Origin of the sequence: Pseudomonas sp. Leaf434 (genome assembly GCF_001425545.1) — a bacterium.
GTDB lineage: Bacteria > Pseudomonadota > Gammaproteobacteria > Pseudomonadales > Pseudomonadaceae > Aquipseudomonas > Aquipseudomonas siliginis.
In genome coordinates this window covers 718,262-742,299 of sequence record NZ_LMQZ01000001.1, presented here as the reverse complement: position 1 = coordinate 742,299, position 24,038 = coordinate 718,262, and the positions used below count along the sequence as shown (strand labels likewise).

26 protein-coding genes are annotated in these 24,038 nt (G+C 59.8%); 12 read left to right on the top strand and 14 right to left on the bottom strand.

Going from position 1 to position 24,038, the window contains the following annotated elements:
- Window positions 1-204: 204 nt before the first annotated feature.
- Window positions 205-1,926 (bottom strand): bifunctional isocitrate dehydrogenase kinase/phosphatase, encoded by a 1,722-nt coding sequence (gene aceK / locus ASG55_RS03350; protein WP_056783617.1) that lies wholly within the window; start codon window positions 1,924-1,926, stop codon window positions 205-207.
- A gap of 214 nt (window positions 1,927-2,140) precedes the next feature.
- Between aceK and ASG55_RS03345 the strand changes: the two genes are divergently transcribed.
- Window positions 2,141-3,049 (top strand): DMT family transporter, encoded by a 909-nt coding sequence (locus ASG55_RS03345; RefSeq protein ID WP_056783615.1) that lies wholly within the window; start codon window positions 2,141-2,143, stop codon window positions 3,047-3,049.
- Window positions 3,050-3,162: 113 nt separating this feature from the next.
- Here the strand turns inward: ASG55_RS03345 and ASG55_RS03340 are convergent, their stop codons facing one another.
- Window positions 3,163-4,026 (bottom strand): DMT family transporter, encoded by an 864-nt coding sequence (locus ASG55_RS03340; protein WP_056783612.1) that lies wholly within the window; start codon window positions 4,024-4,026, stop codon window positions 3,163-3,165.
- Between the two features lie 446 nt (window positions 4,027-4,472).
- Here ASG55_RS03340 and ASG55_RS03335 point away from each other — a divergent pair, with 446 nt between their 5' ends.
- Both ASG55_RS03335 and ASG55_RS26735 read left to right on the top strand, forming a co-directional pair.
- Window positions 4,473-5,009 (top strand): hypothetical protein, encoded by a 537-nt coding sequence (locus ASG55_RS03335; RefSeq protein WP_056783608.1) that lies wholly within the window; start codon window positions 4,473-4,475, stop codon window positions 5,007-5,009.
- 43 nt (window positions 5,010-5,052) lie between these two features.
- The gene (locus tag ASG55_RS26735; protein ID WP_156388161.1) at window positions 5,053-5,229 is read left to right on the top strand and encodes a hypothetical protein; all 177 of its coding nucleotides are present in this window, start codon (window positions 5,053-5,055) and stop codon (window positions 5,227-5,229) included.
- 46 nt (window positions 5,230-5,275) lie between these two features.
- Here the strand turns inward: ASG55_RS26735 and ASG55_RS03330 are convergent, their stop codons facing one another.
- Window positions 5,276-6,214, bottom strand: a complete 939-nt coding sequence (locus ASG55_RS03330) for an aspartyl/asparaginyl beta-hydroxylase domain-containing protein (RefSeq protein WP_041478836.1) — start codon at window positions 6,212-6,214, stop codon at window positions 5,276-5,278.
- 184 nt (window positions 6,215-6,398) lie between these two features.
- Window positions 6,399-7,373 carry a cysteine synthase A gene (gene cysK, locus ASG55_RS03325; RefSeq protein WP_041478837.1) on the bottom strand — a complete coding sequence of 325 codons (975 nt, stop codon included), beginning with the start codon at window positions 7,371-7,373 and terminating at the stop codon, window positions 6,399-6,401.
- Window positions 7,374-7,514: 141 nt separating this feature from the next.
- Here cysK and ASG55_RS03320 point away from each other — a divergent pair, with 141 nt between their 5' ends.
- A complete protein-coding gene (locus tag ASG55_RS03320; protein WP_056783605.1) occupies window positions 7,515-8,591 on the top strand; it encodes a DUF748 domain-containing protein in 1,077 nt (358 codons plus the stop codon).
- Here the strand turns inward: ASG55_RS03320 and ASG55_RS03315 are convergent.
- Window positions 8,588-9,085 (bottom strand): helix-turn-helix domain-containing protein, encoded by a 498-nt coding sequence (locus tag ASG55_RS03315; protein WP_056783602.1) that lies wholly within the window; start codon window positions 9,083-9,085, stop codon window positions 8,588-8,590. The two genes, ASG55_RS03320 and ASG55_RS03315, sit on opposite strands and share 4 nt — an antisense overlap.
- A 225-nt stretch (window positions 9,086-9,310) precedes the next feature.
- On the opposite strand from ASG55_RS03315, the gene ASG55_RS03310 reads away from it, so the two are divergent.
- Window positions 9,311-10,156, top strand: coding sequence for an AAA family ATPase (locus ASG55_RS03310; RefSeq protein ID WP_007911294.1), 846 nt, complete (start codon window positions 9,311-9,313; stop codon window positions 10,154-10,156).
- Between the two features lie 12 nt (window positions 10,157-10,168).
- Window positions 10,169-11,347, top strand: a complete 1,179-nt coding sequence (locus tag ASG55_RS03305) for a vWA domain-containing protein (RefSeq protein ID WP_016771218.1) — start codon at window positions 10,169-10,171, stop codon at window positions 11,345-11,347.
- A 43-nt stretch (window positions 11,348-11,390) separates the two neighbouring features.
- On the opposite strand, the gene ASG55_RS03300 is transcribed toward ASG55_RS03305, so the two are convergent.
- The 5 genes from ASG55_RS03300 to ASG55_RS03280 all read right to left on the bottom strand — a co-directional run bounded on the left by ASG55_RS03300 (window position 11,391) and on the right by ASG55_RS03280 (window position 15,756).
- On the bottom strand, window positions 11,391-11,921 hold the full coding sequence (locus tag ASG55_RS03300; RefSeq protein WP_056783600.1) for a hypothetical protein: 531 nt from the start codon (window positions 11,919-11,921) through the stop codon (window positions 11,391-11,393).
- 118 nt (window positions 11,922-12,039) lie between these two features.
- The gene (locus ASG55_RS03295; protein WP_056783597.1) at window positions 12,040-12,957 is read right to left on the bottom strand and encodes a biotin-dependent carboxyltransferase family protein; all 918 of its coding nucleotides are present in this window, start codon (window positions 12,955-12,957) and stop codon (window positions 12,040-12,042) included.
- Entirely contained in the window at window positions 12,954-13,658 is a 705-nt protein-coding gene (locus ASG55_RS03290; protein WP_056783594.1) for a 5-oxoprolinase subunit B family protein, read from the bottom strand. The genes ASG55_RS03295 and ASG55_RS03290 overlap by 4 nt, the downstream gene beginning before the upstream one ends.
- Window positions 13,655-14,407: a 5-oxoprolinase subunit PxpA gene (locus tag ASG55_RS03285; protein WP_056783592.1), complete on the bottom strand. Its 753-nt coding sequence runs from the start codon at window positions 14,405-14,407 to the stop codon at window positions 13,655-13,657. Before ASG55_RS03285 ends, ASG55_RS03290 begins: the two co-directional genes overlap by 4 nt.
- Window positions 14,408-14,469: 62 nt before the next feature.
- Window positions 14,470-15,756, bottom strand: a complete 1,287-nt coding sequence (locus ASG55_RS03280; RefSeq protein ID WP_016771221.1) for an MFS transporter — start codon at window positions 15,754-15,756, stop codon at window positions 14,470-14,472.
- 159 nt (window positions 15,757-15,915) lie between these two features.
- On the opposite strand from ASG55_RS03280, the gene ASG55_RS03275 reads away from it, so the two are divergent.
- A complete protein-coding gene (locus tag ASG55_RS03275) occupies window positions 15,916-16,830 on the top strand; it encodes a LysR family transcriptional regulator (protein ID WP_056783591.1) in 915 nt (304 codons plus the stop codon).
- 227 nt (window positions 16,831-17,057) lie between these two features.
- Here ASG55_RS03275 and ASG55_RS03270 read toward each other — a convergent pair whose 3' ends face one another.
- The 3 genes from ASG55_RS03270 to ASG55_RS03260 are packed head-to-tail and all read right to left on the bottom strand — an operon-like array spanning window position 17,058 to window position 18,902.
- Window positions 17,058-17,600, bottom strand: coding sequence for a DUF2937 family protein (locus ASG55_RS03270; protein WP_024012023.1), 543 nt, complete (start codon window positions 17,598-17,600; stop codon window positions 17,058-17,060).
- Window positions 17,601-17,612: 12 nt separating this feature from the next.
- Entirely contained in the window at window positions 17,613-18,389 is a 777-nt protein-coding gene (locus ASG55_RS03265; RefSeq protein WP_041478844.1) for a class II glutamine amidotransferase, read from the bottom strand.
- A 15-nt stretch (window positions 18,390-18,404) separates the two neighbouring features.
- Window positions 18,405-18,902 (bottom strand): hypothetical protein, encoded by a 498-nt coding sequence (locus ASG55_RS03260; protein ID WP_056783588.1) that lies wholly within the window; start codon window positions 18,900-18,902, stop codon window positions 18,405-18,407.
- Between the two features lie 236 nt (window positions 18,903-19,138).
- Between ASG55_RS03260 and ASG55_RS03255 the strand changes: the two genes are divergently transcribed.
- A complete protein-coding gene (locus tag ASG55_RS03255) occupies window positions 19,139-21,193 on the top strand; it encodes a S9 family peptidase (protein WP_056783585.1) in 2,055 nt (684 codons plus the stop codon).
- 237 nt (window positions 21,194-21,430) lie between these two features.
- Entirely contained in the window at window positions 21,431-21,904 is a 474-nt protein-coding gene (locus tag ASG55_RS03250; RefSeq protein ID WP_016771227.1) for a cyclic nucleotide-binding domain-containing protein, read from the top strand.
- Here the strand turns inward: ASG55_RS03250 and ASG55_RS03245 are convergent.
- Window positions 21,901-22,185 carry a hypothetical protein gene (locus ASG55_RS03245; RefSeq protein ID WP_016771228.1) on the bottom strand — a complete coding sequence of 95 codons (285 nt, stop codon included), beginning with the start codon at window positions 22,183-22,185 and terminating at the stop codon, window positions 21,901-21,903. The two genes, ASG55_RS03250 and ASG55_RS03245, sit on opposite strands and share 4 nt — an antisense overlap.
- An 80-nt stretch (window positions 22,186-22,265) precedes the next feature.
- Here ASG55_RS03245 and ASG55_RS03240 point away from each other — a divergent pair, with 80 nt between their 5' ends.
- The 3 genes from ASG55_RS03240 (at window position 22,266) to ASG55_RS03230 (ending at window position 24,024) form a co-directional block, all read left to right on the top strand.
- On the top strand, window positions 22,266-22,952 hold the full coding sequence (locus ASG55_RS03240) for a spermidine synthase (RefSeq protein ID WP_056783581.1): 687 nt from the start codon (window positions 22,266-22,268) through the stop codon (window positions 22,950-22,952).
- 47 nt (window positions 22,953-22,999) lie between these two features.
- On the top strand, window positions 23,000-23,371 hold the full coding sequence (locus ASG55_RS03235; RefSeq protein WP_003222612.1) for a YajD family HNH nuclease: 372 nt from the start codon (window positions 23,000-23,002) through the stop codon (window positions 23,369-23,371).
- A gap of 182 nt (window positions 23,372-23,553) precedes the next feature.
- Entirely contained in the window at window positions 23,554-24,024 is a 471-nt protein-coding gene (locus tag ASG55_RS03230) for an RNA methyltransferase (protein WP_007911337.1), read from the top strand.
- The last annotated feature ends 14 nt before the right edge of the window (window positions 24,025-24,038 follow it).

The following is a 24,038-nucleotide window of genomic DNA, read 5'->3' as shown; positions in this document are numbered from 1 at the left end:
TCAGGGGGATTGCGACCCTCACCCTAGCCCTCTCCCAAAGGGAGAGGGGACCGATTGGGGGATGCTTCAAAGGTACATCGACCTGAAAGAGCTTTGCCGAATCCATAATCGCCGAGCTCTTTCAGGTCGGCGTTTGACCCAAGACACCTCGGTCAGCTCCCTCTCCCTCTGGGAGAGGGCTGGGGTGAGGGGCTTTTAAAAGAGCTACTCGTTGTCGAGGCCCTTGCGCCGGTATGGGAAGACGTCGATGACCTTCCCCGCCCGAATCGCCTCCTGCAAGCCCTTCCAGTAATCGGCGTTGTACAACTCGCCATGCAACTGATCGAACAGCTTGCGCTGTCCGGCATCGGCAAACAGGAACGGTGGAAACTCTTCGGGAAACACGTCCAGCGGGCCGATCGAGTACCACGGCTCAGAGGCCATTTCATCCTCCGGCGTGCGCGGTGCCGGGATGTGGCGGAAGTTGGCTTCGGTCAGGAAGCAGATTTCGTCGTAGTCGTAGAACACCACCCGGCCGTGTCGAGTGACGCCGAAGTTCTTCAGCAGCATATCCCCGGGAAAAATATTCGCCGCCGCCAGCTGCTTGATCGCCAGGCCGTAATCCTCAAGCGCTTCACGTACCTGGGCGTCGTTGGCATTTTCCAGATACAGGTTGAGCGGGGTCATCCGGCGTTCGGTCCAGCAGTGGCGGATCAGCACGGTTTCGCCTTCGACCGAAACCGTCGACGGCGCCACCTCAAGCAGTTCTTCGAGGCACGCCGGATCGAACTTGCTCAGGGGAAAACGAAAATCGGCAAACTCCTGGGTATCGGCCATGCGCCCGACCCGATCGACGCTTTTCACCAGTCGATATTTTTCGATCACCGTGGCGCGGTCGACGTTCTTCGACGGCGAGAAACGGTCCTTGATGATTTTGAACACGGTGTTGAAACCCGGCAAAGTGAACACGCTCATGACCATGCCGCGCACGCCCGGGGCCATGATGAACTGGTCGTCAGTGTTGGCCAGGTGATTGATCAGCGCGCGGTAAAACTCCGACTTGCCGTGCTTGTAGAAGCCGATCGAGGTGTACAGCTCGGCGATGTGCTTGCCCGGCAGGATGCGCCGCAGAAAACCGATGAACTCCGCCGGCACCGGGACATCGACCATGAAATACGAACGGGTAAAAGAAAAGATGATCGACACATCGGCTTCGTCGGTGATCAATGCATCGATCTGAATGCCCCGGCCTTCGCGGTGCAACAGCGGAATCACCAGCGGCCATTGCTCGTCGCGGGTGTAGATGCGTCCGACCAGATACGCGCCCTTGTTGCGGTAGAGCACCGAGGAAAACAGCTCGACACTCAGTTCCGGGTCCTTGCACACCCAGTCCGGCAGGTTCTCGCGCAATTGCGCTTCGAGCCGCAGCAAGTCGCCGGGCAAATCAGCGTAATCCTCGCTGAAGCGGTAATCGGCGAAGATGCTGGCGAGCATCCCGGACAACTGGCCCTGCGGCTTGTACGTACGGGTTTGCGCGGCGCGGGCACGGCGCAGGCTAGGACGCGTGGTGTGGATGAACATGCAGCCGTCGCTGATCAGGTCGTGGCTGAACAGCCCGCAGAAAATCGAGTTGTACCAGGTTTCGGACAGCTCATCGTCGAAGCGCAGGTCGATGACACTGATATAGGCGCTTTTCACCAGCGGCCAGCAGCTGACGTTCATCAGGGTCTCTTCGTCGAAATACTCGCGCAGGCGAGCGACGGTTTCGCCAACCTTTTCCTCATACAGACTGATCCGCGCCGCCGACGCGGCCTGCGCCTCCTGCCAGCGCGCCTGTTCGAAGCGCTCCCGCGCGCCATCGGTGATGCGGCGGAAATGCTCGCGGTAATCGTCGAAGCCGGCGAGGATCATCCGGGCGATCTCGGTGGCTGGCCATTGCTGCGACATAAATGAAACCTCGGCGGGAATTCGGTTGGTCTGAGCTTAGTCACGGAAGCGCTCGCAGGAAAAGCGCAATTTCTGCCAAAACCGATACAGCGCTGACCGTTGACGGTGTTTCTCGCGCAGGTTAATCCCAAGACAGAATTAAAAGCCCGAATAGCGGTTGCCATGATCCGGACGCTCGGCAACACTCTCGTCCCGATCAAGCAAGGAGCCCGCCGTGAGCCCTGTCGATATTTTCCGCATGTTGTCGCTGGCCGCTATCTGGGGCGCGAGTTTTCTGTTCATGCGCATCATTGCCCCGGTGATCGGCACGATCCCGACCGGGTTCTTTCGCGTGTCGATCGCGGCTGCCGGGCTGCTGGTGATCCTTGGGCTGATGCGCATCAGTTGGGACTTCAAGGGCAAGCTGAAGACCGTGATGCTACTGGGCGTGATCAACTCGGGGATTCCGGCGACGCTGTATTCGGTTGCCGCCCAGGTATTGCCGGCCGGCTATTCGGCGATCTTCAACGCCACGACGCCGCTGATGGGCGTGTTGATTGGCGGTTTGTTCTTCAGCGAGAAACTGACGATTGCCAAGCTGGGCGGTGTGTTCCTCGGCCTGTTCGGCGTCGGCGTGCTGACACGCGCCGGTCCCGTGGCCTTCGACCTGCAACTGCTGATGGGCGCGGTCGCCTGCCTGCTGGCGACCACTTGTTATGGCTTTGCCGGTTTCCTCGCGCGGCGCTGGCTGGATCAGGCCGGTGGGCTGGACAGCCGTTTGTCGGCACTGGGCAGCATGCTCGGAGCGACGTTGTTTCTGCTGCCGCTGTTCGCCTACAGCGTGATCACTGCGCCGCCGGTCAGCTGGGGTGGCTGGCATGTCTGGCTGTCGCTGCTCGGCCTGGGCCTGGGTTGCACGGCGTTTGCCTACATCATCTATTTCCGCCTGCTCAGCTCGATCGGCCCGGTAAAATCGATGACCGTGACCTTCATGATCCCGCCGTTCGGCGTGTTGTGGGGGGCGTTGTTGCTGGATGAGCCGTTGTCGATGGCGCACATTTATGGCGGGGTGCTGATTGCGGCAGCGTTGTGGCTGGTGTTGAAGCCGGCGGTGGTGAGGCCTGCAAAGGTGTCAGTCCGTTAGATTTTCTGCCGCAGATATTCGCGAGCAGGCTCGCCCCCACAGAAAAATACATTCCAATGTGGGAGCGAGCCTGCTCGCGAAAGGCGGCGCAACAAGCGCCACCTGCCTATCGGCTATCCGGTTTTACGGAACACAAATACCAGCCCGACAATAATCAGCAGCATTCCCAACACGCTCAACGCCGCCAGACGATTACCGAAAATCAGGTAATCCATCACTGCCGTCACCGCCGGCACCAGATAGAACAGGCTGGTGACATTCACCAGATTGCCCCGCGCGATCAGTCGATACAGCAACAGCGTCGCCAGCACCGACACCACCAGGCCCATCCATAACACCGGGACAATAAAGCCTGCGCTGTGCTCGAAGTGAAACGGCTGGAACGGTACGAACACCGCGCACAGCAACAGGCCGGCCAGGTACTGCACTGGCAGCGTACCGAGCGGATTGTCGGTGATGCGTTTTTGCATGATCGAGCCGAGCGTCATGCTCGCCAGCGCCAGCAAACCGAACAACATGCCAGCCCAGGACATTCCGGCCAGACCGATGCCCTGATAAACCACCATGATCAGCCCTGTCAGCCCCAGCGTCAGGCCGAACAGGCGGCTCGCCGAACGCTGGCGCTCCATCAGCACCACGGTGAGAATCGGCTGAACGCCCATGATCGTCGCCATTACCCCCGGCGTGACTTTGCAATCCAGCGCCAGCAGATAAAAGATCTGATAGGCCCCGAGCAACACCAGTCCCGTGGCGATCGCAAACAGCATCGGCTTGCCGCCCTTGGGCAACTTCAATTTCAGCAACGGCGCCAGCAAGACCAGCCCGCACAGGGCGATGGCGAAGCGAATCAGCAGAAAGGCAAAGGGCGAAGCATGGGCGAGGCCCCACTTGGAGAAAATCGCCCCGCTGCTCCACAGCAGAACGAACAGGCTCGTGGACGTCGCCGCGAGCGCGGATTGTTTCGAAAGGACAAACATGAATACCACCTGTAGTCAGGCAAGAAGCCAACTCAGCCGAAGCTGAAATTCAGTAGGTTGTTCTGGCGGGCGCAGGGGTCAGCAGAAACTGCCGATCAACCCCGCACACCAACGCCCGGCGGCGAAACGACTGCGCACACCGGCGTGCTACTGACAGGTGGAGGGTAATGACTGATCTGCACAGACTGCCGATTCCCGCACGGCACGACGCCAGCGTTGACCGCTGAATCGACTACCGCGTTGATGAGGGATGCAGGCATGGATGCTGATCTTTATTGAGGAAATGAAGGCGTGAGCATGGCGCTCAACCGGGCTGACTATAACCAGCCCGGGACACAGATTGCAATGACTTGGGCGAAGGGCCGGTAGCGACAGTCTGGTGCCGGGTGGTTAGGGTTATTGGCGTGGCAACGGATTGTCAGGAGACATGGAATGCAAGAGATCATATGCCAAGGAAACGGACGTATTTGCGGTATCAGGTTTATCGGTCGGAGGCGAGGAAGCGGGCGGCAGTTACATTTGCGAAGCTACACAGCGAACTCGAGGCGCGCGCAATTGTTGACGTTGATTATTCCAAGGTTCGCTTCGAGGCTATTGATGCGTCCGCCATGAAAGCTTATGAGCAATGGCTCGATCCGCATTTCTGCTGGGAGGAAATTGTCCGATGGAAAGCCAAAGAACCAATGAGCTTCGATCTGGCAATCTGGTTTGATCGTGAACTGTGCGGACTTTGTTTCGCCAATCCGAACCAAAGCCGACTGAGAGTCAAAATTGTGCGTCTTGAGGGGCACCCAAACGAACACCCGCTCAAGGGCCGCATAGCGACCTTCGCCCTGACTGCCGTCACTCATTTCGCACGTATCATCGGCAGCCAGCAAATCGAAATTCAGGAGCCTCTTTCGGGAGCTATACCTCTATACCGTCAACTGGGTTTCGAATTCGACTCTGAGGGCCGTCTTGTGAAGCGTATTGACCAAGTCTAGTATCTGAGCACCTGCTCATTTAGTGATCAACGTGGGAGATCCCATGAAAGCTGTCGTTGAAAAGAAAGCATCAAACTTCAAATCCAGAAAGATGGAGAAAAAGCAGCCATCTGTTGAATTATCTGAAACCGAGATGCATCGCATCAGGAATGCACTGGCCAATCCAGCCGTTGAAGAGCCAAGCGGCGTATTAGCCGGGTCGTACTTTTCATTCCGCTAATGAAAAGCCGCTCCCAAAGAGCGGTTTTCTATTATCTGATCCAGCCTCAACCAAACAACCAGTACCCCAGCAACGTCAGCACCAACACCGCCAGCACCGGGCGCATTACGCGGTAGGCCTTGGGATGGCGGCGCTTCCACTGCTTGACCACGCCGCTGAAACGGTCGCTGAAGTTCTTGCTCCAGGCATAAGCCTGGTTGATGCCGCCAACGCGTTCGTCATCAAGATTCTGCGGCGCGGTGGCGCGGCCGAGCCAGCCGCTGATGAAGCGGTTGATCCGGGTCATCAGGCGGTTGCTCAGCGGGCGTTCGATGTCACAGAACAGAATCACTCGAGTCTGAGCGGTTTCATTCTTGACCCAGTGCACGTAGGTCTCGTCGAACATCACGTCATCGCCGTCGCGCCAGGCATAGACCTGACCGTCGACGAAGATCCGGCAATCGTCGGAGTTGGGTGTCGACAGGCCGAGGTGATAGCGCAGCGAGCCGGCGAACGGATCGCGGTGCGGGTTGAGGTGACTGCCGCCCGGCAGCAGCGCAAACATCGCGCCCTTGACGTTGGGAATGGCGCTGACCAGCGCCACGGTTTTCGGGCACAGGGCTTCGGCCGATGGCAACGGTTTGTCGTACCACTTCAGATAGAAACGCTTCCAGCCTTTCTTGAAAAACGAACCGAAACCGGCATCGTTATTCTTTTCGGCAGCGCGAATGTAGCCTTCGTCGAACAGGTGCATGGCTTCGTCGCGGATGGTTTCCCAGTTGTCGCGCAGAACATCCAGTTCCGGAAACTTGCTGCGATCCAGATACGGTCTGGATGGCACTGCGGAAAACAGGTACATCAACGCGTTGTAGGGCGCGAACAGCGCGGAGTGGTTGACGAACTGGCGCAATACCGGCAAACGCGCCTTGCCGCGCAAATGCACATAGAGCGTGCTGCCCAGAAACAGCAACAGCACAAACGCCTTGGCGGCAAACGAAACGGTCATCAACAACTCCTTGAATAAAGACAACGCTGCGCAATGCCCTTTACCCGGCATGGCAGCCGGCCATGATAAACACTACCGGCTCCGGGAAAAACCCGCCTGACGCAAGATTCAGTGTTAAGCATTACGCAACAAAGCCTTTATTAACATGCAGCACCTGAACCTCGGCTGACCTGAATCAACAGGCTTACTGCTGGTTCTCCTGCTCGGTAAACAGGTCACTGAACAGCATGCTCGACAGGTAACGCTCACCCGAATCCGGCAGCACCACGACGATGGTTTTACCCTGCATCTCTGGTTTCTCCGCCAGACGCACCGCCACCGCCATGGCAGCACCGCAGGAAATGCCGCACAAAATCCCCTCTTCCTGCATCAGGCGCAGAGCCATGGCCTTGGATTCTTCATCGGTCACCTGTTCGACACGATCGACCATCGACAGATCAAGGTTCTTCGGCACAAAACCGGCGCCAATGCCCTGAATCTTGTGCGGGCTCGGCTTGATCTCGGCGCCGGCCAGAGCCTGGGTGATGACGGGCGAAGACGCCGGCTCGACAGCCACCGACAGAATCGGTTTACCGGCGGTGTTCTTGATATACCGCGAGACACCGGTAATGGTTCCGCCGGTGCCGACGCCAGCCACCAGCACATCCACGGCGCCGTCGGTGTCGTTCCAGATTTCCGGGCCGGTGGTCTTTTCGTGAATCGCCGGGTTGGCCGGATTATCGAATTGCGCCGGCATGAAATATTTATCGGTATCGCTGGCGACGATTTCCGCAGCTTTCTCGATGGCGCCTTTCATGCCCTTGGCCGGCTCGGTCAACACCAGTTCCGCGCCCAAGGCTTTAAGAACCTTGCGGCGCTCGATGCTCATCGATGCCGGCATGGTCAGCATCAACTTGTAGCCCCGCGCAGCGGCGACAAAGGCCAGACCGATACCGGTGTTACCGGAAGTCGGCTCGACAATGGTCATGCCCGGCTTGAGTTTGCCGCTGCCTTCGGCGTCCCAGATCATGTTGGCGCCGATTCGGCATTTGACCGAGTAACCGGGATTGCGCCCCTCGATCTTGGCCAGAATCGTAACCCCGCGCGGCGCGATGCGGTTGATCTGGACCAGCGGCGTATTACCGATGGAGTGGGCGTTGTCAGCGTAAATACGGCTCATGGCTGGGTCCTTATGCAGCGTTGAATTCAGCCTTCCAAGGTAAGCCCGTTGCCGATCACAGTCCAGTCGGGTCGAACGTCTGCAAACGCGCGGAGTCAATCGCTTTGAATCGTCAAGCCACACTCTTGAAGGAACAATGGCATGAAACGTCGTTACAGCTGGCCGCTCTGGACCCTGGCGGGTGTCGTGGTGCTGCTGGTCGCCCTGCATTTCGCCCTGCCCTATCTGGTACGCGACTACCTCAATGACAAGCTCGCGGACATGGGCGATTACCGTGGCCAGATCACCGACGTCGACCTCGCGCTGTGGCGTGGTGCGTACAAAATCAACGGCCTGAAAATCGTCAAGGTCGACGGCAAGGTCCCGGTGCCGTTCGTCGATGCGCCGTTGATCGACCTGTCGGTGAGCTGGCATTCGCTGTGGTACGACCATGCCGTGGTCGCGCAGGTGCAATTTCTCAACCCCGAAATCAACTTCGTCGACGGCGGCCCCAACAAGCAGAACTCGCAAACCGGTCAGGGCACCGACTGGCGTGAACAATTGGGCAAGCTGCTGCCGATCACCCTCGATGAAGTGCAGATCAACGACGGCCGTATCACCTTCCGCAACTTCAATTCCAAGCCGCCGGTGAACATGAACGCCAGCAACGTCAACGCCAGCATCTACAACCTGACCAATGTGGTCGACAAGGAAGGCAAACGCGACGCCCGCTTTGAAGGCAAGGCCTTGCTGCTGGGCCACGCGCCATTGGAAACCACCGCCACCTTCGATCCGCTGAGCAACTTCGAAGACTTTGAATTCCGTCTGCGCGCCCGTGACATCGAGCTCAAACGCATGAACGACTTCGCCGCCGCCTACGGCAAGTTCGACTTCAACGCCGGCCACGGCGACGTGGTTATCGAAGCGAAGGCAGAGAAAGCCCGACTCACCGGCTACATCAAACCCCTGCTGCGCGACGTCGACGTTTTCAACTGGCAGCAAGACGTCGAGAACAAGAACAAAGGCCTGTTCCGCTCCATCTGGGAAGCGCTGGTCGGCGGCACCGAGACCGTGCTGAAAAACCAGAACAAAAACCAGTTCGCCACTCGCGTCGAACTCAGCGGCAATGTTCACCAGCAGAACGTCAACGCCTTCGAAGCGTTTTTGCAGATTTTGCGCAATGGCTTCATCCAGGCATTCAATGCGCGATATGAGCGGCCGAAGCCGGATGAGGGTTAATTTTTGCGGTTGACGACATATCGACCTGTGTCTTCGGCCGCTATCGATGAACGCTGTTGCAGCGAATCCCAGCCCAGACAGGCCAACGCCAAAGAACGTGGCACTGCTTCACGCCCATTGCTGTAACGGCTGATGCTGCGAGCGCTCACACCGAGCGCTTCGGCCGCATCATTGAGAGAAAGTCCGGTACGGGCGCGCCAATCGATAAAAATGCGCGTGTTCTCATCCTGGGCATTTTGCGCTAGCGCATCCATATACAAGGTGTCTGCACCGATCTGTACGTCGGGTTCAACCCATTCAACGATCCAACCCTCGTCCCCGACTACGGCAGTCGCAAAGACTTCGCGATCAAGCAGTGGCCGCAGACCTGGATAAGTATGAATATCCATCCCCAAATCAACTGTCAGTTCCTGACCATTGATAAATGTCAGCGCCAACCTGAAATCCGACAGGACGTGCGCAGATCGCAGACGCGGCCGTTTCATGGGTAACATCGATTTTCTGCCCTTTTTACTAACCGAGTAAGAAAGGCTATCGCCAAATCGGCGATACCGGAATACTGGCCATCCGCCGAGACTGAGTCAACATGTGACGCTCCATTCAGAGACTGAATAAGCCGTCTGCGTTCACAGTCGACCGGCGTGCGCGTTATAGTCGGGCATCCGATTATTCGCCCCGCCCTGCCCGCAAGGTCAGCGTTACCGTTCGAGGATTTGCAGATGAAGTTCGAAGGCACCCAGGCCTACGTCGCCACCGATGACCTGAAGCTGGCGGTCAACGCCGCCATCACCCTGGAACGGCCGCTGCTGGTCAAGGGTGAGCCGGGCACCGGCAAGACCATGCTCGCCGAGCAACTGGCCGAGTCGTTCGGGGCGAAGCTGATCACCTGGCACATCAAGTCCACCACCAAGGCCCATCAGGGTCTGTACGAGTACGACGCGGTCAGCCGTTTGCGCGACTCGCAGCTGGGCAATGAAAAAGTCCATGACGTGCGCAATTACCTGAAGAAGGGCAAGCTCTGGGAAGCCTTTGAGTCCGAGGAGCGGGTGATTCTGCTGATCGACGAAATCGACAAGGCCGACATCGAGTTCCCCAACGACCTGTTGCAAGAACTCGACAAGATGGAGTTCTACGTTTACGAAATCGACGAGACCATCAAGGCCAAGAAGCGCCCGATCATCATCATTACTTCCAACAACGAGAAAGAGCTGCCGGACGCCTTCCTGCGCCGCTGCTTCTTCCACTACATCGCTTTCCCCGACCGCACTACCCTGCAGAAAATCGTCGACGTGCACTACCCGGACATCAAAAAGGACCTGGTCAGCGAAGCGCTCGACGTGTTCTTCGACGTGCGCAAGGTACCGGGCCTGAAGAAAAAGCCTTCGACGTCCGAGCTGGTCGACTGGCTGAAACTGCTGATGGCCGACAACATCGGCGAAGCGGTGCTGCGCGAGCGCGATCCGACCAAAGCCATTCCGCCGCTGGCAGGCGCACTGGTGAAAAACGAACAGGACGTGCAACTGCTTGAGCGCCTGGCGTTCATGAGCCGGCGCGGCACCCGCTAAGAGGCTGCTGCCATGTTGCTCAACCTGTTCAACGAAATGCGTGCAGCCAAGGTGCCGGTGTCGGTACGCGAGCTGCTCGACCTGATCAACGCGCTGAAACAGCGCGTGACCTTCGCCGACATGGACGAGTTCTACTACTTGTCGCGGGCGATTCTGGTGAAGGACGAGCGCCATTTCGACAAGTTCGACCGCGCGTTCGGTGCCTACTTCAATGGCCTGGAGAAACTCGACGATCACTTGCAGGCGCTGATTCCCGAAGACTGGCTGCGCAAGGAATTCGAGCGTTCGCTGAGCGACGAAGAACGCGCGCAGATCCAGTCCCTTGGCGGGCTGGACAAGCTCATCGAGGAATTCAAGAAGCGTCTGGAAGAACAGAAGGAACGTCACGCCGGCGGCAACAAATGGATCGGCACCGGCGGCACCAGCCCGTTCGGTTCCGGCGGTTTCAACCCGGAAGGCATCCGCGTTGGCGATGCCGGCAAGCGTCAGGGCAAAGCGGTCAAGGTCTGGGATCAGCGCGAGTACAAGAACCTCGACGATTCGGTGGAACTGGGCACGCGCAACATCAAGGTCGCCCTGCGTCGTCTGCGCAAGTTCGCCCGTCAGGGTGCGGCGGAAGAACTCGACATTGACGGCACCATCGACCACACCGCCAAGGACGCCGGCCTGCTGAATATCCAGATGCGCCCGGAACGGCGCAACACGGTGAAGCTGCTGCTGTTGTTCGACATCGGCGGTTCGATGGATGCGCACGTGAAGATCTGCGAGGAATTGTTCTCGGCCTGCAAGACCGAGTTCAAGCATCTTGAGTATTTCTACTTCCACAACTTCATTTATGAATCAGTGTGGAAGAACAACATGCGCCGCACTTCCGAACGCACCTCGACCCAGGATCTGCTGCACAAATACGGCGCCGACTACAAAGTGATCTTCATCGGTGACGCCGCCATGGCGCCTTACGAAATCACCCAGGCCGGTGGCAGCGTCGAGCACTGGAACGAAGAGCCGGGTTACGTGTGGATGCAGCGCTTCATGGAGAAATACAAGAAGCTCATCTGGATCAACCCGTATCCGAAGGACACCTGGGGCTATACCTCGTCGACCAACATCGTCCGCGATCTGATCGAGGATCAGATGTATCCGCTGACGCTGCGCGGACTTGAAGAAGGGATGCGGTTCTTGTCCAAATGACCGCCTGATCATTCCCACGCTGAGCGCGGGAATGATCAAAGAATTACCAGCCCGATTTGATGTAGGCCTCGCAAAGTCTGTCCATGAAGGCTCGGTCATCCGTTTCGCAAACAGGCGGAGGAGACACGCCGCGTTGTTTCGCCTGCCGCACGATTTCATTGCGCTGCTGAGCTTCGCGCTGTAAACGGTTGGCCTTTTCCTGCCGGGTTTCCGGCCTTGTCAGCAGTTCCTCTTGCATCTGACCTTGCGCATCAAAGAAGCGAAACCGCACACCGGTAGCCGGACCTTGCGCAACCCTGCCCTCGGCAATCAGCTCCATACAGGCGCCGTTCTGTCCGGTTTGAAGGTGCCTGACAAACATGCGCCGGATATCGGAATTGGCGGTAGACAGAAATTTTTCGATCGGGTCTGTCATTGCTTCGCTATCGGCGTCACCGGCGTCTACCCGTTGCAGACTACCAAAACGATCGACTCTGGCCTTGTAGACCACATCAGCTCTGGCGCGATCATGGAACTCGACGACGCTCACGGCACCTTCCGCGCTGGTTTGGGCACTGACTTTCATATAACGCATCTGTAACTTCCTTGTGAGAGATGAAGGGCAATCGTTTCATATGCTCACAGTCACGACTGTAAGGCGACGTACTTAGCTGCCAGGAAGCGTCTCGGTTTTGGGTACGAAACCATGCACGTTACGCGTAGGACCTCAGATAGTTCTGATGCGTTTTCCAGGCTTGCTCCTGCATTACCGGAATGAATCGCACCGTTGCCCCTGGCAGACATTGCGCCAGCCTGGCCAGCGCCAGCGGCGTCAAAGCGCCCAGGCGGGGGTATCCGCCAATGGTCTGGCGATCATTGAGCAACACGATCGGTTGGCCATCGGGCGGTACCTGCACAGCGCCCAAGGGAATGCCCTCTGAAATCATCGGCGCGCCCTGATATTGCAACGCCGAGCCGAGCAGGCGGATGCCCATGCGGTCGGCGCGACTGTCGATGGTCCAGGCGCTGTTGAAGACATCGAACAGGCTCTGCCCGCTGAACTGGCCGATCTGTGCGCCGAGCACCAAGTCCAAAGGCGCGTGCGTTTTGAAATCCGGCCGCAGCGCCGAAGGCATTTCCCGTACTGCCAACGCTTCGCCGCTGTAACCGAGCACCGCCCCTTTGGCGAGCGGAAGGCCCATGCCATCAAGCCCCCCCAATTCTTCGCGCACCACCGTGGCACTGCTGCCCAGCACCTTAGGCGCAGTAAACCCACCGGGGGCCGCCAGATAAGCTCTAGCGCCAAGCAACGGCTGGGTAAATCGCAATGTCTGGCCTTTCGCCAATTTGAAACTGCGCCACGGCGCCAGCGGCTGGCCGTCGATCTGCGCGCCGAGATCCGCTCCCGCCAGCGCCAGCAGGCAATCCTCTTCAGCCACAACAGCAAACCCGCCGAGGGTGATTTCAACCACTGCTGCATCCAGCTCATTGCCGAGCAGCCAATTGGCCCAGCTCATCGAACACCAATCCGCCGCGCCGCCCTGGGTCACGCCCAGATGCCGCACGCCAAACCGCCCGGCATCCTGCAACAGGCACAGCGGTGTGCTGGCTTCGATCGTCAATCGACTCATGCCAACGCCTCCAGTGGGGTGTCATCGCCGCCCAAGCGTATGAATTCGGCGTGATCGACGGCATCGAAGCGCACCGTGTCGCCCGGTTGCATCAGGCTGTAGCCGTCGCGATGGCGATCAAACAGTTGCGCCGGGGTGCGCCCGATCAGGTTCCAGCCACCGGGCGAGACCACCGGATAGGCAGCGGTCTGCCGCTCGGCGATACCGACGCTGCCAGCGGCGACTTTCTTGCGCGGTGTGTTCAAGCGCGGCGCGGCGAGCATTTCTTCGACCAGGCCCATGAAGGCAAAACCCGGCGCAAAGCCCAACGCGAACACCTGATATTCCCGTGCGCTGTGGCGACGAATCACCTCCTCCACCACCAGCCCGCTGCGTTCGGCCAACAGGCTCAGTTCCGGGCCGACACTCAAGTCGTACCAGACCGGCAAGACGTGACACTGCCCGGCACGGCGCGCATTCGGCGCCAGATCGACCAGCGCGTCGGCGATCATTTGGCGCGCCCGCGCCGGACTCAACAGCGTCAGATCGTAATGCACCATCAACGTCGTATAGGACGGCACCAGATCGATCAACTGTGCACCAAACGCCGTGCGCAACCGCTCGCTGGCGGCGAGCATCCACGGCATGTTGGCTTCGGCGATGTCATCGAACAGACGCAGCATCAGGCAATCCAGCGCCACCACTTCAACCCGTGGATTCATGACGCACTCGACTGCTGCAAGGCCTGGCGAATGCGCTGCACGGCGGCCACGGAACTGGCGTTGTCGCCGTGGACGCACAAGGTATTGGCGCGCAGGATCAAGGCGCTGCCATCGCTGGCGGTGAGCGCGCCGCCATTGGCGATGGTCAGCGCTTGCTCGACGATTTTTTCGGGATCGTGATGCACGGCGCCCGGCAGTTGCCGGGAGACCAGCCGGCCGGCGCTGTCGTAGGCACGGTCGGCGAACGCTTCAAACCACAGCGTTACGCCGTATTCATCGCCAATTTGCTGCGCCGCAGCGTTGTCTCGGGTCGCCATCAACATCAGCGGCAGATTGCGATCATAAGCGGCCACGGCCTGCACCACCGCGCGCAACTGCGCCGGGTTGGCCATCATGTCGTTGTACATCGCGCCGTGGGGTTTGACGTAGCTCACGCGCCCGCCCTGCGCCTTGCAGATGCCGTCGAGGGCACCGATCTGGTAATGCAGGATGTCTTGCAGCTCTTGCGCGGAATAGGCCATGGAACGCCGGCCGAATCCGACCAGATCCTGATAGGCCGGGTGCGCGCCAATCTGCACGCCATGCTCGAGCGCCAGCGCCACTGTTTTGCGCATGATGCTCGGGTCGCCGGCATGGAAACCACAGGCAACGTTGGCGCAATCGATGAAGGGCATGACTTCGGCGTCCAGACCCATGGTCCAGCTGCCGAAGCTCTCGCCAATGTCGCAATTCAATAGCAGGCGGCTCACGGTGAACACTCCTGTAGCTGCTGGTCTTTTTATCTGTAGGAGACTTCTGCGCAGGGTATCAGTTACTGCGCGTCGAGTTGCTTGCCACGGGTTTCCGGCAGGCTCAGCGCCGCCAGAATCACCACGCCATAGGAGACCGCCGCGAAGGCGCCGATGCCCATGCTCAATGGCACTTTCTGGCTGAGCAGGCCGATCAACAGCGGGAACAACGCCGCCAGCGCGCGGCCGATGTTGTAGCAGAAACCCTGGCCCGAGCCGCGAATCCGCGTAGGGAACAATTCGGTGAGAAACGCACCCATGCCGCTGAAAATCCCCGAAGCGAAGAAGCCCAGCGGAAAGCCCAGCCAGAGCATCACGCCGTTACTGACCGGCATCTGCGTGTAGAGCAGAACGATGGTGAACGAGCCGACCGCGAACAAAATGAAGTTCTTTTTCCGCCCCAGCAGGTCGGTCAGATACGCGCTGATCACATAACCGACATAGGAACCGACGATCACCATCGCCAGATAACCACCGGTGCCGAGCACGCTCAAACCGCGCTCGTTTTTGAGGAAAGTCGGCAGCCAGGAGGTGATCGCGTAGTAGCCGCCCAGCGCACCGGTGGTCAGCAAAGAAGCGCGAAACGTGGTGAAGAGCATTCCCGGTGCGAAGATCTCGTAGAACTTCGCCGGGTTTTCCGGAGTTTGCGCGGCTTTGGCTTCGCGATAGATCTCCGGATCTTTCACCAGTCGACGGACAAAAATCACGAATATCGCCGGCACGATGCCGAGGATGAACAGCGCGCGCCAGGCATCTTCCGCTGGCAACACCGAAAACAGCAGCGCGTACAGAATCGCCGTCAGGCCCCAACCCAGCGCCCAGCCGGATTGCACCATGCCCACCGCTTTGCCGCGATCCTTGGCGCGGATCACTTCACCGATCAACACTGCGCCAGCGGTCCATTCACCGCCGAAACCGAAGCCCATCAACGTGCGCGCGATCAACAATTGTTCGTAGTTTTGCGCGAAGCCGCAGAGGAAGGTGAAGAAGGCGAACCACAGCACCGTCAGTTGCAGGGTGCGCACACGGCCGATGCGGTCGGAGAGAATCCCGGCGACCCAACCGCCGATGGCCGAGGCGATCAGGGTGCTGGTGTGAATCAGCCCCGCTTCGCCCGTGGTGATGCCCCACATCGCGATCAGCGTCGGCACGACGAAGCTGAGCATTTGCGTGTCCATACCGTCCAGACCGTAGCCGATCTTGCAGCTCCAGAACGTGCGGCGCTCCTGCTGGTTGATGTTGCGGTACCAGTCGAAAGGTCCGGGGCGAGCCGCAGGCTTGGATAAAGGGAGGGTATCGGGAGCACTCATGGCAAATCTCCGCAGGGCTTTTATTGGTCTTGTTCGAAGCTCCGACGACGCCTATCGTGGGAACCGGATGCGCCGATTTTTCGTCGCCCTGCCCTGCGCCGTCCAACGAATAAAAACCCGCCTTAGGCATAAGAAAAATTTGTCACTCGAGCCTTGTCCATGAATCTGAAGTTTCTCGAGACCTTTGTCTGGGTCGCGCGCCTGAAGAGTTTTCGCCTGACCGCTGACAAGCTGTTCACCACCCAGGCATCGATTTCCAGCCGCATTGCAGTGCTCGAAGGCGAGCTGGGCGTAAAGCTGTTTTTGCGCGACTCACGCGGCGTCAGCCTGACCCCGGAAGGCCTGAAAGTGCTCGACTATGCCGAGCAGATGCTCGACACCATGGCGGCGCTGAAGCAGTCGATCGAGACCCGTTCGAGCAAGGTCGGCCGGGTGCGTATCGGCGTGATGGACACAGTGATCCATACCTGGCTGAGCCCGCTGGTGGCGCAGATGACCGATCTGTACCCACGGGTGGAAATCGAATTGATCGCGGATACCGCGCTGAACCTCTGCGATCAACTGCAAAAAGGCTTCCTTGATCTGGTTCTGCAAACCGATCTGGTCCGTCACGAAAGCGTGCGCAGCCTCGAGCTGGCGAGCCATCCGCTGGGCTGGATTGTCGCGAGCAATTCGATCTACAACCGCGACTACGCCGACCTCGCCGAACTGGCGCAGGAGCGGATCATCACCTACTCGAAAAACTCACGACCGCATCAGGATATCGTCGCGCTGATGCAGGCCAGCGGCGTCATGGCGCCACGCTTGAATTGCGTGAACTCGGTGTCGGCGATCACCCGGTTGTTGCGCGATGGCTTCGGTATCGGCGCGCTGCCGCCGGTGCTGGTGACCGAGGAGCTGGCACGGGGCGAATTGATCTTGCTCGACATCGAGCAGCGGCCGGCGAATCTGCCGGTGGTGGTGTCGTGGCGGGTCGGGGTTGAGTGGGTCGAAGAGATCGTGACGTTGTGTCAGCAGGTCCTGGCGGGGTATGCGCACAAGGTCGGCAAGGACTGCATCACCCTCACTGAATGATTAGTGGCGAGGGGATTTATCCCCGCTCGGCTGCGCAGCAGTCGTGATTGCGGCCAACGCGGTCTTTCAGTGCAGGTTTTGGGGCTGCTGCGCAGCCCAACGGGGATAAATCCCCTCGCCACAGAACTCATTCATCACAGAACCCACTCGCCACGGAACTCATTCGCCACAGAACCCACTCCCCCCATGCCATAAGGCCTCTCTTGCCAGAGGGGATTGTGCAAGTCTTACAAACCGCGCACATCGCGATCTTCGATCGGCCGGCTCTGGCGCAGGCGGCGGCCGCCGAGGACGACCCAGTCGATCAGGCGGAACAGGCATTCGACGCCGAACGACAGCAGCAACGCGCCGCTCATGCCCCAGATCATCGCCTCTGGCGTCAGCAGGATCTGGTAGCTGTAGCCGTTCCAGGTTTCCTTGCGAATATCCGGATCGGCGGCCAATACCACTTGCAGGAAGCGCACATACCACGGGCCTTGCATCGCCTGGAATTGCTTGTCCAGCGCGACCTGGCGGGTGAGCAAGGTGTTCAGGCTGTCGGCATCGCTGCGAAAAATCGGGTCTTCGCTGGCACGGTAATGTGCGACCAGCGCCTGCATATCGCCTTTGAAAAACTGATCCGCCGTGCCCTGGAAACCACGCAGACCGGTCTGCGCTTCGATCAGGTGCGCTTCGACACGCTGGGCGTAATCGTTGATGAACCCCGGCACCTGGACACCGATCAACAGGCCCGCCGCAAACAACACCAGCCGTAGATAACTGAGCAACATGGGTGCAAATCCTTATTCGGTCTTGCCCTGGCTGACGCATTCGCCGCGTCGCCACAGGCTCCATTGGCCCGGTTCGTAACGGGTCCAGGTTTCGTTTTCGGTCAAAGGCTCGGTGGCAATCACCGTGACCACGTCGTTGGGCGTGGTTTCGGCCTGGAAGTCGACGATCACATCGACATCCTTGAGCCGCGCCGGGCCGAACGGGGCGCGGCGGGTGATCTGGGCGAGTTTGGTCGAGCAGTAACAGAACAGCCAATCGCCGTCGCTGAGCAGGCAATTGAACACGCCTTTGCTGCGATATTCGGCGCACGCTGCGACCAGATCCGGCAGCAGCACTTCGATATCGACCGGCTCGGGGAAGGCTGCGCGTACCCGGTTGAGCAAATCGCAGAACGCCGCTTCGCTGTCGGTATCGCCGACCGGTCGGTAGAAACTCTTGATCGCAGTGAAGTCGGCGAGCTGGCCGTTGTGCGCGAAACACCAGTTGCGCCCCCACAGTTCGCGGACGAACGGGTGGGTGTTGGACAGGCAGACCTTGCCGACGTTGGCCTGGCGAATATGGCCGATGACCACTTCGCTCTTGATCGGATAACGCTGCACCAGGTTGGCAACTTCCGACTCGCTGCTCGCTGCCGGGTCCTGAAACAGCCGCAGGCCCCGCCCTTCGTAGAAGGCAATGCCCCAGCCGTCGCGGTGCGGGCCGGTACGGCCGCCGCGTTGCATCAGGCCGGTGAAGCTGAACACGATGTCGGTCGGCACGTTGGCACTCATGCCCAGTAATTCACACATGTGCGGACTCTCGGGTTACAGACGCGGCTCGACCCGCATGCGCTGCGGATTGTTCGGTACTGGCGGGCGACCGTAGCGGTCGTCACCGGCGCCACCGAACGGTTGATCATCGTCGCGCTCTTCGGCACGGGCGGCGGCCTTGGCGGCCTCGGCGCGTTCACGCCGTGCTACCGAGGCACGCTCGATCGGCAGGCGGATCAAGACGAAAACCAGATACACCCCGAAGGCGATCATGCCGTACATGAACAGATCGGAAACCGCGCGCCAGGCGTTGTTGCCGACCTTGAACAGCATGTCCAGGGCGGTGATGGCGATGGCCGGTGCAACTTTGGCTTTCACCGGATCGACGATGGTCGGGCTGAACAGCAACACCGCCATCAGCACACGCAGCGGCTCGCGCAGCCAACGCCACATCCAGGTGGTCAGGCGCATCCATACCAGCAGGCAGCCCACGGCGGCAAAGGCGTAAAGGCCCCAGGCGATCAGATAGTCGTTCTCGGTCATGGTGTCCATGGCAAGGCAGGCAAATAGGCGCTTATAGTAACGACTTTTCGCCCATGCGGCTTGTCCCAATACCAGACGGCCAGCAGCCGCCCCTGTGGGAGCGAGCCTGCTCGCGAATACGGACTGTCAGTTGCAACAGCGTTGCCTGACACACCGCTTTCGCGAGCAGGCTCGCTCCCACACGGGCTGCGGCGCTTTCAAGACCTGCGAACAACCCAATTCCGAATATTGTCCGAGAGCCTTCCATGCCCCAATCCGCCAATGTCATGACTGCCCCGATTGCCCAGCGGGCGCCCGGCGCCGACCCGTATGCCTGGCTGCAGGAACGCGATACCGACGCGGTGCTCGACTACCTCAAGGCTGAAAACGCTTATCAGGAAGCGCAAATCGCCGATCAGGCCGAGCTGCGCGAAAGCCTGTTCAACGAAATCAAGGGGCGGATTCTCGAGACTGATCTGTCCCTGCCCTCGCCCTGGGGCCCCTACCTTTATTACACGCGCACCACCGCCGGTGACGAATATGCCCGGCACTACCGCTGCCCGCGCCCGGCGGACGACAGCCTGACCCTCGATGAAAGCCGCGAGCAACTATTGCTCGACCCGAATGCGCTGGCCAACGGCGGTTTCTTCTCGCTCGGTGCTTTCAGCATCAGCCCCGATCACCAGCGCCTGGCCTACAGCGTCGATACCTCGGGCGACGAGATCTACACGCTGTTCGTCAAGGAGCTGTCCAACGACAAGGTCAGCGAACTGGAATTCGAGGACTGCGACGGCAGCATGACCTGGGCCAACGACAGCCTGACCCTGTTTTTCGGTGTGCTCGACGACACCCATCGCCCGCACAAACTGTTCCGCTATCGCCTTGATGGCACTGCCGCCGAAGAGGTTTTTCACGAGCCGGACGGGCGTTTCTTCCTGCATTGCTACCGCGCCAGCTCCGAACAGCAATTGCTGCTGTCGCTGGGCAGCAAGACCACCAGTGAAGTCTGGGCGCTGGACGCCAACCAACCGCACCTGCCGTTCAACTGCCTGGCGCCACGGGTCGAAGATCACGAATACGACGTCGACCACGGCCTGCTCGATGGCGTCTGGACATGGTTTATCCGTACCAACCGCGACGGCATCAACTTCGCCCTGTATCAGGCCCCGGACACTGGCGTGCCGCCGAGCGAGGCCGACTGGCAGAACCTGATCCCGCACAACGAAGAAGTGATGCTCGACGGTGTCAGCCTCAACACCGAGGCGATGACTTTGAGTCTGCGCGAAGGTGGCCTGCCGATCATCGAGGTTCACCCGCAGGGCTCGGCGCCGTATCGCGTGCAATTGCCCGACGCGGCCTACAGCCTCCACGTGCAAAACAGCCTGGAATTCGAGAGCGACCGCATTCGCTTGCGCTACGAAGCATTGAATCGCCCGGCCCAGGTGCGCCAGTTGATTCTTGCCAGCGGCGAGCAAACGGTGCTCAAGGAAACCCCGGTACTCGGCCAATTTGATGCCGACGCCTATGTCAGCCAACGCCTGTGGGCGACCGCCCCGGACGGTACGCAGGTACCGATCAGTCTGGTGATGAAGCGCGAGATGGTCGGTAAACCGGTGCCGCTGTATCTGTATGGTTATGGCGCTTACGGCTCCAGCCTCGATCCGTGGTTTTCCCACGCCCGCCTGAGTCTGCTCGATCGCGGCATGGCCTTCGCCATTGCTCACGTACGCGGCGGCGGCGAGCTGGGCGAAGCCTGGTATCGCGCCGGCAAGCAGGAACACAAACACAACACCTTCAGCGACTTCATCGCCTGCGCCGAATTCCTGATTCTCAACGGCATCACCACGGCGGAAAAACTGGCGATCAGCGGCGGCAGCGCCGGTGGCCTGCTGATCGGCGCGGTGCTCAACCAGCGCCCGGACCTGTTCGGCGTGGCGATTGCCGAAGTGCCGTTCGTCGACGTGCTCAACACCATGCTCGACCCCGATCTGCCGCTGACCGTCACCGAATACGACGAATGGGGCAACCCGGAAGAACCGGACGTCTATGATCGGATCAAGGCTTACGCACCGTACGAAAACGTCACAGCGCAGGCTTATCCGCCGCTGCTGGTGATCGCCGGCTACAACGACAGCCGCGTGCAGTACTGGGAAGCGGCCAAGTGGGTGGCGAAATTGCGCGCGACCAAGACCGACGACAATGTGCTGCTGCTCAAGACTGAATTGGGTGCCGGGCATGGCGGCATGAGCGGGCGCTATCAGGGATTACGTGACGTAGCGCTCGAATATGCATTTGTGTTCAAGGTTTTGGGCCTGGCCTGAGGAACTCCGTCGGTCACTTGGGTCTTAATTCCAGACCCATTGTGGCGAGGGGATTTATCCCCGTTGGGCAGCGAAGCGGCCCCAAAACCTGCAAACTCAGTATTTCTGAAGCACCGAGTTGGCAGGACTTGCGACTGCTGCGCAGCCGAGCGGGGATAAATCCCCTCGCCACAAAAGCCCGTTCCTACGGGATCCGTGTATAGCCTTGAAATGTGATAACAAAAAGACCGCATCGACATGTCTGAACCGACCTTTCTGAACAACGAAATCCGCGACTGGCTGATGGACTGTGGCCTGTTCGATCAATTGCAGCTGGCCGACTTCGCGGCCGCTTCCGGCTATTTCAGCATCAGCACCGTGGCTGAAGGCGAGGCGATTTTTCGCGAGGGTGATGCCGGCAGTTTCATGTGCATCATCCACACCGGCCAGGTCGCCGTGCAGAAAACCGGCGCTGACGGCCAGGTCATCACCATGGCCACCCTGCGCAGCGGCCGGGCCTTCGGTGAAATGGCCGTGCTTGATGGCGAACGTCGTTCGGCCACGTGTATCGCGGCGAGCAACTGTCAGTTGCTCAACCTGGGCAAGGATTCGCTGGAAAAAATGCTCAACGACGCACCGAAAATCGCCGCAAAAATCATCCGCGCCCTCGCCGTCTCGCTGTCCAAACGCCTGCGCATGGCCGACGGCCAACTCGCCGCGCAACAGGTTTAACCGCCGGGGGATTTGACCTTGTTGCCGTTCGGCTCGATGCCCGGCACCGGTTGATCCTTGCTCGGCGGGCTGGGCATTTCGATCGGCACCAGTGGCGGGCTGCCGCTACCGGCGCCCGACTTGGGCAGGGTGATCGGGGTGATCTGCGGATACGGTGTCGGCGTCGCGGTGCCGGGCGAGCCGGGCTGCGGCGTCGGGCTGACCGGAACGCTCTGCTGGGCCTGCACTGCAGTAATCGCGAGCGCGGCCAGGGTAATGACCGTTAGAATGGTGCGCTTCATCAAGGGCTCCGTTTGGCCTTTAGTCTGTGCTCAGGCTACTCCCAACGCGCCTGCTTGCCTTCCCCCCTTTAGAGATTTCCATGAAACGTTTCGTTCTGCTCGACACCACCCCGATCCCTGAAAACGGCGGTGCCCTGTGCCTGTTCGAGTATGGCGAGGATTTCGTCATCAAGATCCAGGGCGGCGACGGCGGACAGTTGATGAACACGCGCATGCACGGTTCCGAGGACGCACTGGCAGAAATTCCCTGCCGCAAGGTCGCCGGCCGGTCGAATTCGCGGGTGTTGATCGGTGGCCTGGGTATGGGTTTCACCCTCGCCTCGGCACTCAAGCACCTGGGCAAGTCCGCCGAAGTGGTGGTCGCTGAGCTGGTGCCCGGCGTAGTCGAGTGGAATCGCGGCCCGCTCGGGGAGAAGTCCGGTCGGCCATTGCTCGACCCGCGCACGGTGATCCGTCAGGAAGATGTGGCCAATGTGCTGCAAAGCGAGCCGAACGGTTTCGATGCGATCATGCTCGACGTCGACAACGGCCCTGAAGGCCTGACCCAGAAGGCCAACAGCTGGCTGTACTCCGCCGCAGGTCTGAATGCCTGCGCCAAGGCGCTGCGCCCCAAAGGTGTGCTCGCGGTATGGTCGGCCAGCGCCGACCGACAGTTTTCCGACAAATTGAAGAAGGCCGGTTTCAAGGCCGAAGAAGTCCAGGTCTTCGCCCACGGCAACAAGGGCACCCGTCACACGATCTGGATTGCTGAGAAGCTCAAGGGCTGAGCTAAACTGCGCATAACCGTCATCAGTCTTTCTGCAAAGGTGAACCCATGAGTTCGTCCACCCCCACCAACACGTCGAAGCTGGACCGCATCCTCGCCGACAACCAGCGCGACAAGGAAATGGGCTACCGCGACAAGGCCCTGAAAATGTACCCGCACGTCTGCGGCCGCTGCGCCCGCGAGTTTTCCGGCAAGCGCCTGAGCGAACTGACTGTGCATCACCGCGACCACAACCACGACAACAACCCGCAGGACGGCTCGAACTGGGAGCTGTTGTGCCTGTATTGCCACGACAACGAGCACTCGCGTTACACCGATCAGCAGTATTTCGGCGACGGCTCGCTGAGCACACCGAAGATCGCCAAGGCCACGCATAACCCGTTTGCGGCCCTGGCTGGGCTGATGAAAAAAGAAGATTGAAGATCTTCATCGCCTGAGCTGGCCCTTTCGCGAGCAGGCTCGCTCCCACAGTTGAAATGCGTTCCCCTGTGGGAGCGAGCCTGCTCGCGAAGGCGGCCGGCCAGGCACCACAAATCTCGAATCTGCCCGCCCTCCCCCAATCCCCGTATAATCGCCCTCTTTTTCCCGAAGGCACCCCGCTCGTGGCAGACAAACGGTACAGCTGCATTGGTTTGTATAACCCCAAATCACCGGAGAACGTCGGTTCGGTGATGCGCGCCGCAGGCTGTTACGGCGTGGCGTCGGTGTTCTACACCGGCAAGCGTTATGAACGCGCGGCCGATTTCGTCACCGACACCAAGCGCGTGCACTACGACATCCCGTTGATCGGCATCGACGACCTGAAAAAAATCCTTCCGCTCAACTGCGTGCCCGTCGCGGTAGAGCTGGTCGAAGGCGCAAGGCCGCTGCCGGAATACACCCACCCCGACCGCGCCCTATATATCTTCGGGCCGGAAGACGGCTCGCTGGATAAAGAGATTCGCGACTGGTGCGAAGACGTCGTGTACATCCCGACCACCGGCTGCATGAATCTCGCCGCCACGGTCAACGTCGTGCTCTACGACCGCATGGCCAAGGGCCTGAACACGCGCTCCGGGCCGAAATTCCGCTGAAGCGTCGCACATTC